Source organism: Methylobacterium sp. WL18 (genome assembly GCF_008040015.1).
In the GTDB taxonomy this organism is placed as follows: Bacteria; Pseudomonadota; Alphaproteobacteria; order Rhizobiales; family Beijerinckiaceae; genus Methylobacterium; species Methylobacterium mesophilicum.
Window position 1 is genome coordinate 1 of the sequence record NZ_VRVD01000309.1, and the last position, 5,406, is coordinate 5,406.

Annotated in this window: 7 protein-coding genes and 1 pseudogene; 5 read left to right on the plus strand and 3 right to left on the minus strand. The window is 70.3% G+C overall.

All coding sequences use genetic code 11. From position 1 onward, the window contains the following. The 3 genes and pseudogenes from FV228_RS34280 to FV228_RS19155 all read right to left on the minus strand — a co-directional run. A pseudogene (locus FV228_RS34280) lies at positions 1-88 on the minus strand (oxidoreductase); the annotation flags it as partial. Between the two features lie 155 nt (positions 89-243). Next, on the minus strand, positions 244-1,713 hold the full coding sequence (gene purF, locus FV228_RS19150; RefSeq protein WP_147856073.1) for an amidophosphoribosyltransferase: 1,470 nt from the start codon (positions 1,711-1,713) through the stop codon (positions 244-246). 132 nt (positions 1,714-1,845) lie between these two features. Beyond that, positions 1,846-2,454 (minus strand): CvpA family protein, encoded by a 609-nt coding sequence (locus tag FV228_RS19155; protein WP_058191883.1) that lies wholly within the window; start codon positions 2,452-2,454, stop codon positions 1,846-1,848. A gap of 132 nt (positions 2,455-2,586) precedes the next feature. On the opposite strand from FV228_RS19155, the gene FV228_RS19160 reads away from it, so the two are divergent. The 5 genes from FV228_RS19160 to FV228_RS33210 form a co-directional block, all read left to right on the plus strand. Then, the gene (locus tag FV228_RS19160; RefSeq protein WP_187277815.1) at positions 2,587-3,297 is read left to right on the plus strand and encodes a queuosine precursor transporter; all 711 of its coding nucleotides are present in this window, start codon (positions 2,587-2,589) and stop codon (positions 3,295-3,297) included. A 168-nt stretch (positions 3,298-3,465) separates the two neighbouring features. Next, entirely contained in the window at positions 3,466-3,687 is a 222-nt protein-coding gene (locus tag FV228_RS19165; protein ID WP_147856075.1) for a PbsX family transcriptional regulator, read from the plus strand. Then, positions 3,687-4,046: a type II toxin-antitoxin system PemK/MazF family toxin gene (locus FV228_RS19170; RefSeq protein WP_147856076.1), complete on the plus strand. Its 360-nt coding sequence runs from the start codon at positions 3,687-3,689 to the stop codon at positions 4,044-4,046. Before FV228_RS19165 ends, FV228_RS19170 begins: the two co-directional genes overlap by 1 nt. Before the next feature lie 99 nt (positions 4,047-4,145). Then, the gene (gene alr, locus FV228_RS19175; RefSeq protein ID WP_147856077.1) at positions 4,146-5,228 is read left to right on the plus strand and encodes an alanine racemase; all 1,083 of its coding nucleotides are present in this window, start codon (positions 4,146-4,148) and stop codon (positions 5,226-5,228) included. 46 nt (positions 5,229-5,274) lie between these two features. Further along, on the plus strand, positions 5,275-5,406 hold a 132-nt coding region (locus FV228_RS33210; RefSeq protein WP_187277816.1), incomplete at its 3' end, for a hypothetical protein.

Sequence of the window (5,406 nt, forward strand, 5' to 3'; positions counted from 1 at the left end):
GCGCGAGGGCGGCGGCGCGCCCGATGCCGCGGGACGCCCCGGTGACGACCGCCACGCGGCCTTCGAGGATTCTGTGAGACTCAGCCATGCGCGGGACCTAGCGCATTTCCGTGCCGGGGGGATCGGAAAATTCCGGTTTCAAAAGGTCCGTGACCTTTTGCGGGTGCAGGGCGGAGCCCTCCAAGGACCCAGGGGCGCCGCCCCTGGACCCCGCCAAAGGGCTCGCCCTTTGGGATCCCCGTGTCAGTCCGCTTCGGCGAGCATCGCGAAGCGCTTCGGGCCGGCGATGGAGAGGTCGGTCAAGCCGGTCGGGTAGTCGCCCGTGAAGCAATGGTCGGTATATTGCGGGCAGGCCGCGTTGCGCTCCTCCTCGCCCATCGCCCGGTACAGGCCGGGGATCGACAGGAAGGCGAGCGAGTCAGCGTCGATATATTTGCGCATGGCCTCGAGGTCGTGGGTCGCGGCGAGCAGCTTCTCCCGCTCCGGCGTGTCGATCCCGTAGAAGTCCGGGTAGGTGATCGGCGGCGAGGCGATCCGGAAATGCACCTCGGCGGCGCCGGCCTCGCGCATCATCCGGACGATCTTCACCGAGGTCGTGCCCCGCACCAGGCTGTCGTCGACCAGAACGATGCTCTTGCCCTCGATCGCGGCGCGGTTGGCCGAGTGCTTCATCCGCACACCGAGTTCACGCACGGACTGGGTCGGCTGGATGAAGGTCCGCCCGACATAGTGGTTGCGGATGATGCCCATCTCGAACGGGATGCCGGTCTCCTGCGCGAAGCCCAGCGCCGCCGGCACGCCGGAATCCGGCACCGGCACCACAATGTCGGCGGGGGCGGCGGCCTCGCGGGCGAGCTCCCGGCCGATGGCCTTGCGCACCGCGTAGACGCTCTTGCCGTTCACCACGGAATCCGGCCGCGCGAAGTAGATGTACTCGAAGATGCACGGGCGCATCGGCACGGCGTCGGCGAAGCGGATCGACTCGACGCCCTCCTCGGAGATCACCACGACCTCGCCGTTCTCGATGTCCCGGACGTAGCGGGCGCCGATGATGTCGAGGGCGCAGGTCTCGGAGGCCAGCATGTAGCGGCCGTCGAGTTCGCCGAGCACCAGCGGGCGGATGCCCAGCGGGTCGCGGGCGCCGATCAGCTTCTTGTTGGTGAGCGCCACGATCGCGTAGGCGCCCTGGATCGCCTGCAGGGCGTCGATGAAGCGCTCGACGATCCGGGGCTTCCGCGAGCGGGCCGCGAGGTGGAGGATCACCTCGGTGTCGGAGGTCGACTGGGTGATCGCGCCGTCGCGCACCAAGTCGCGGCGGATCGACAGGGCGTTGGTGAGGTTGCCGTTATGGGCGACCGCGAGGCCGCCGCTGGCCAGCTCGGCGAAGAGCGGCTGCACGTTGCGCAGGATCGTCCCGCCGGTGGTCGAGTAGCGCACGTGCCCGATGGCGGCGCGACCTTTCAGCCGGGCGATGGTGTCGCCGTCCGAGAACGAATCGCCGACGAGGCCGGGGCGGCGCTCGGAATGGAACACCGCGCCGTCGAAGGAGACGATCCCGGCCGCCTCCTGGCCGCGGTGCTGCAGGGCGTGCAGGCCCAGCGCCACGATGGCCGAGGCATCCGGGTGCCCGAAGATGCCGAAGACGCCGCACTCCTCGCGCAGCGTGTCGCCATCGAGGTCGAAATCGGCGGCGTAGGCGTCGGATTGGGACATGGTGCGATCGATCACTTCACGAGTCCCGGCGGCGACGGGCCGGCGCGCCGGTCGTCGCGGATATCATCCGATCGTCTCCGGAACCGCTATCTAGGCGTTCCACGCAGACCGACCAACGGCGAATGCCGCAGGTCAGCGTCGCGTCGGGCTCGGCGCGGTCTCGGTGCGGCGCTGGGGCGCCGGGTCGGTCTCGGCGGGGGCGTCGGCCGCCTCGTTGGGCGGCGTGACGGCCTTCGGCTTCTTGAACTGCTTCAGGAAGCCCTCCGGATTCTCGGGGAGCTGGGCCACCAGGGCGTCGCCGGATTTTTCCAGCATCGGGCGCGTGCGCGCCTGCGCCGCCCAGTCCGGCACCTTGCCCTGCACCAGCCAGGACAGGAACACCCAGCCGATCACGCAGATCAGGAAGCCGCGGCCCGCCCCGAACAGGAAGCCCAGGGAGCGGTCGACCGCGCCGATGCGCGAATCGAGCACCACGTCGGAGATCTTCACGGTGATGATCGAGACGACGATCAGCGTACCCAGGAAGATCGCCGCGATCGAGGCGACCAGCGCCACGGTATCGCTGTTGACGTGCTGCTTCACCAGCGGAAGCAGCATCGGATAGAACGACCACGCGACGGCGGCGGCGGCCACCCAGGCGATGATGGCCAGCACCTCGCGGGTGACGCCACGCACGGCCGCGAGCAGCGCGGAGACCGCGACGATGCCGAGCACGACGAGATCCAGGACGGTAAACGGCATCTGTGAACTTTTAGGAACCAGAGGGGATGCCGCGGCGGCCATGCGGCTCCCCGGGACCGGGGCCGAGGTATACCAAGCCGAACCTCGGCCGTCACCCTCGGGGACGGGCCTCGGCCGAGGCCTGTGCCGTCCATGCATCAGCCCGTGCCGATCGTGAGCGCGGACCGGGCGGCGGCCGGCCCCGTTTACCTCGTTCCGATCGCCGGCCTGTTCGGCGCGGTGCTGATGATCTCGCTGGTGCTGGCGGGCAAGATCGTCTCGGTGGGCGGCCTGACCTTCACGGCAGCGGTGATCGTGTTTCCCGCCTCCTACCTGTTCGGCGACGTGCTGACCGAGGTCTACGGCTATTCCAGCACCCGCACGGTGGTCTGGACCGGCTTCCTGGCGCAGGCGCTCTGGATCCTGGCCTACGGGATCGCGGCGGCGCTGCCGCCCGCGCCGTTCTGGCCGCACCAGGCGGCGTTCGAGGCGGTGCTGGGCGCCACCCCGCGGCTCGCGCTGGCAGGCCTCGCGGCCTATCTCACCGGCGAATTTCTGAACGCCTACCTGTTCGCCAAGCTGAAGCTGCGCTTTCGCGGCCGGGGGTTGGCCGCGCGGCTCGTCGCCTCGACGCTGGTCGGCCAGGGCATCGATTCGGCCCTGTTCATCGGGCTCGGCTTCGGCGGGCTCTACCCCGCCGCGGATCTCGTCCGCCTCGCGCTGTCGATCTGGGCGCTGAAGGTCGGCTGGGAGATCGTTGCGCTTCCCCTCAGCGTGCCGCTGATCGGCTTCTTGAAACGCGCCGAGGGGCGCGATGCCTTCGATACGGACACGGATTTCAACCCGTTCCGCTTGCGGGGGTGATGGGTGTCGGCGGCAACGGAAAAGTGCTACCTTTGTAGCACCTTCCGGAGAAGCGTGACCATGCCTGCCGCCAAGCGAACGCCTCGCACGAAGACGAACGCCAAGCCGCCGACTCAAACGTCAACGACGACGGTTGTGACGGTTCGGCGCCAAGGCGGAGCCCGGGTGATGACGCTCCCGCCCGCTGTCCTGGCCGCTATCGGAGCCGATACGGGCACCGACCTAACGCTCGCCGTCCAGGACGGTACCCTGGTCGCGACACCGGTCGCGAAACGCAAACGCCGCTACACCCTGGCGGAGCTTCTGGAAGGCGCCGAGCATCTGCCGGCCTTGTACGCGGACACCGCCAAGGCTCTGGAAGGCCCCCCAGTCGGCGATGAGATCGGGTGATGGGCCCGCGGCCGAAGGTCCCGAAGCGCGGCGAGATCTACTCGATCAACCCCAACCCGGTCGTCGGCCGGGAAATGCGAGATCGACATTACTGGATTGTCCTGACGCCGGAGGCCGTGAACGTTCACGGCACGGCAATCGCCGTGGTCATCTCCACCGTGGCGGCGGGCGCCCGCGCCGCGGGCCTCACAGTCCCCGTTACGGCCGATGGCGTGACCGGCGTGGCGGTCTGCACGCAGGTCCGCAGCTTCGATCTGCGGGCGCGCATCGCCTATGGCAGTGCGAGCCTCGCCGGTGTCGCGGATCCGGACACCGTGGGCGAGATCGCCGCGCGGGTTGCCAGTCTCGTCGACCCCTGAGACCAATGCCGCGAACCGACTCGCCTCACGGGTCCGCATCGTGCATCCGTCCGCGGGGAATCGAGGATCGGGGACGCTTCGGTGGCGGGTAGTCGGTCAGTGACGGAATCCGGAAGAGATATCGGCGCCCACGGCGCCCGGCTGACCGTCGATCTCGGGGCGGTCGCCGCGAATTGGCGGCTGCTGGCCGCCCGGGGCGCCGATTGCGCCGCCGTGGTGAAGGCCGACGCCTATGGCTGCGGCGTAGCCCGGGTCGGGCCGGCCCTGTGGGCGGCCGGGTGCCGGACCTTCTTCGTCGCCCACTTGTCCGAGGGCATCGCGGCCCGGGCCGCCCTGCCGGAGGCCGCGCTCTACATCCTGAACGGGTTGCCGCCCGGTGCCGGCGGGACCTGCGCGGCGCACGGCCTGCGCCCGGTGCTGGGCAGCCGCGAGGAGATGACGGAGTGGTCGGCGTTCTCGGGCGGCCGCCTGCCGGCGGCGCTCCACGTCGACACCGGGATGAACCGCCTGGGACTGCCGGTGCCGGAGGCGCTGGCGCTCGCGGGCGACCCGTGCATCGCGGCCTGCGGGATCGACCTGCTGATGAGCCACTTCGTCAGCGCCGAGAAGCCGGCCGACCCGGTCAACGCCCGGCAGATCGCCGACTTCGCCCGGGTCCGGGCCGCCTATCCGGGCCTGCTTGCGTCGCTGGCGAATTCCTCCGGCGTCTTCCTCGACGGCGCCGGGCACGACCTGCTGCGTCCCGGCTACGCCCTGTTCGGCGGCAACCCGACGCCCGAGACCGCCAACCCGATGCGCCCGGTGGTGCGGCTGGAGGCCCTGATCGCGCAGGTGCGGGATGTCGAGGCCGGAACCGGCGTCGGCTATAACGGCCGCTGGACGGCGTCGGCCCCGAGCCGGCTCGCCACCCTGTCGCTCGGCTACGCGGACGGCTTCCCCCGGGCGATCAGCGGGCGCGGCCAGGCGCTGGTCGGGGGCGTGCCCTGCCCGATCCTGGGCCTCGTCTCCATGGACCTGATCATCCTCGACGTCACCGCGGCCCCCGCCGCCCGGCGCGGCGCCACCGCGGTGCTGATCGGCGACAGCCTCGACATCGACACCGTCGGCCGCGCCGCCGGCACGATCGGCTACGAGATCCTGACGGGGCTGGGTTCGCGTTATGTTCGAACTTATGTAGGGTGATCCGACTCCACCTTACGAATGCCGGACCGGCGGCGCGCGGACCCGAATGGCCAAGATCCACCAGACCTTCGTCTGCCAGTCCTGCGGGGCGGTCTACAACCGCTGGCGCGGGCGCTGCGAGGCCTGCAACGGCTGGAACACGATCGTCGAGGAGGCCGCCGCGGCGCCGGGCCAGTCC

Excerpts from the sequence above, each read along its gene's own strand:
- purF (WP_147856073.1), bottom strand. The coding sequence starts at position 1,713 with ATGTCCCAATCCGACGCCTACGCCGCCGATTTCGACCTCGATGGCGAC.
- FV228_RS19155 (WP_058191883.1), bottom strand. The coding sequence starts at position 2,454 with ATGCCGTTTACCGTCCTGGATCTCGTCGTGCTCGGCATCGTCGCGGTC.
- FV228_RS19160 (WP_187277815.1), top strand. The coding sequence starts at position 2,587 with ATGCATCAGCCCGTGCCGATCGTGAGCGCGGACCGGGCGGCGGCCGGC.
- FV228_RS19165 (WP_147856075.1), top strand. The coding sequence starts at position 3,466 with ATGACGCTCCCGCCCGCTGTCCTGGCCGCTATCGGAGCCGATACGGGC.
- FV228_RS19170 (WP_147856076.1), top strand. The coding sequence starts at position 3,687 with ATGGGCCCGCGGCCGAAGGTCCCGAAGCGCGGCGAGATCTACTCGATC.